Consider the following 2,274-nt stretch of genomic DNA (forward strand, 5'->3'; position numbering starts at 1 on the left):
ACTTCAACACCGTCGCGCAGCCGCGACGTGCCGTCCCCCACCGAGATGACACACGGGATGCCGAGCTCCCGGCAGACCACGACCGCGTGGCTGTTGAGCCCACCCACGTCCACCACGGCCGCGCCGGCCACGAGGAACAGCGGCGTCCACGCCGCGTCCGTGATCGGGGAGACGAGGACCTCGCCGGGTTCGAGAGCGTCACACTCGGCCAGATCGGTGACCACCCGAACGCGTCCGGTATAGGTCCCGTGGCTGCCTCCGACGCCGGTGAACACATCCCCCACGATCGCCGGCTCCGGACGCTCCCGGTCCCGGCGCGGCCAACGCTCGATGTCGGGGTCCTGCGCGACGAAGAACGGCGGCTCCAGCTCGGCGAGCTCGCCGTATTCGACCAGCCGCTGTGCGATGACCTCGGTGAACCGGGCCGGGTCGGCGAGGTAGGCGTCGAGCTCATCGGCGAGCAGCATCATGACGTCCTCGGGCCGACCGAAACGGCCGGCCACGACACCGCGGCGACCGAGCTCACGGATTGTCATCCGGATCTCGTGCAGAGCGGCGACACAGTTGGCCTTGGTGCGTTCCCGCGCGGGCATCCAGACGTCGACGGCCTGCATGCCCACGTCGAACGTGGCCAGCGCCTGCGCGTTGTCGGCGAGCACCGTGCGGATCTCCGCCGCGGTCTGTGTCCGGCGGGCGGCGAGTGCCTCGTGCCGCACCGCCGGCGAGTGCGAGTCCGGGCTGTTGCGGAGCCGGTCGACCAGGGTGAGCGCCGCGGTCAGGTCCACCTCCCACGGCAGGGAGTGGATGTCCCACTCGTTGGGACCGCGATCACCGTAGTCGCCGAGGAACGCGGCGAAGGCATCGCGGAACGCACCGACGTCGCCGGTGGCATCGGTGTCCAGCGCGGCGGCCACCGTGGCCGAGCCCTTGTCGAACAACGCGGCCAGCTCGCCGGACCCCACCACGATGCGCGACAGGTTCCACAACCCCACCGCCGGCGAGGCGGAGTCGATGTCGCCGATGCCGCTGATCAGATCGAGCAGATCGCCACCGCGGCCCACGCTTTCGCACAGCGGTCCGAGAATGCCGGGCCCGAAGCTCGCCGGGAGGGTGGAGACCAGGTGCCGGTAGAAAATGCTCTTCTCGCTCTCGTCGAGCAGCGCCCGGGCCCGGGCGACCAGCTCGGCGTCGGACAGGGCCGTAAGGTCGGGCCGGTCACGGCGCATCGCCCGCACACGCTCGCGGTCCGCCACGGCATCGGTGAACTCCGTGACCGCGAGCAACCGTTGCACCGAGGCGCCGGCAGCCGCCGAGCGCTCGGCGTCCACATGGTCGGGATGGGAAACGTAGGCAGGGATGTCGGGGCGCTGGCCGACGAAGGCCAGGTCGGTCTGCTCCACCGGCATGCCCAGGCGCAGGGAGAACAGCCTCATGTGGGACAGGTTCAGGTAGAAGTAGCTCCCGAAGAGCCCCGCGATCTCGGGCCGGTCGATCGACAGCTCATCCTCGCGGTAGACGCCGATGTCGATGAAGCCCTGCCGCCAGGCCCGCAGCACGTGCACATAGGCGAGCGTCCAGCCCAGCGGGCTCGCGGGCTCGGGCAGCGTCTCGCCCGCGTTTGCCCTGGTGTAATGCGGCAGCCGCGGGCTGCGCTCCCAGTCTGCGACCCAGCTCTGCACGACGCGTCCCTTCTCCCCTGACGCCAGGCGCCAGTACGGACATCCATGTGGTGGCCGTCATTGATGTGACGGCCATTACATGGCACTAACTATGTGTTGTCAACAGAAAGTCCGGGAAGTGTGCCCGACCCGCGCAGCCGGGCTCACCCGGCCGGGCTCATCAGGCCGGGCTCATCAGGCCTGCCGAAGATCCTCGACCAGCTCGATGACGTTACCCTCGGGATCGGCCCAGAAGGCGATCCGCCGCCCGCTCGCCTCGACCAGCGCCGGGTCCGAGCGCGGGCTCGCTCCCCCGTGGCGCATCCGCTCGGCGACCGCTGCGGCGTCGGTGACGTACAAGGTCAGGTAGGCAAGGCCGCGGCGGGTGGCGATCGGCACGGCGGGGGTGACCGCAGCCGTGTCGGCGGTGGGACGCACCAGCTTGATCCGTTCTCCCCACGGCGTGCGTAGCCAGACCACCGTGGTCGCCCCGCCCAGGCCCAGCTGTGCGTTGAGCTCGGCCGGGACATCGGAACGGCGTACCTCACTACATCCCAGCGCCTCGGTGTAGAAGCGGACCATACCGGCCAGGTCGGCGACGACGATCCCGACCTCC

2 protein-coding genes are annotated in these 2,274 nt (G+C 70.2%); both read right to left on the reverse strand.

Translation table 11 applies throughout. The features are described 5' to 3' along the window. Positions 1-1,679 (reverse strand): PEP-utilizing enzyme (locus U9980_RS26865; protein WP_322770485.1); only part of this gene is annotated, 1,679 nt, incomplete at its 3' end. 174 nt (positions 1,680-1,853) lie between these two features. After that, a partial coding sequence (locus U9980_RS26870; RefSeq protein ID WP_322770486.1) for a VOC family protein occupies positions 1,854-2,274 on the reverse strand: 421 nt, incomplete at its 5' end.

The sequence above is a fragment of the Protofrankia sp. Cr1 genome, from assembly GCF_963555865.1.
In the GTDB taxonomy this organism is placed as follows: Bacteria; Actinomycetota; Actinomycetes; order Frankiales; family Frankiaceae; genus Protofrankia.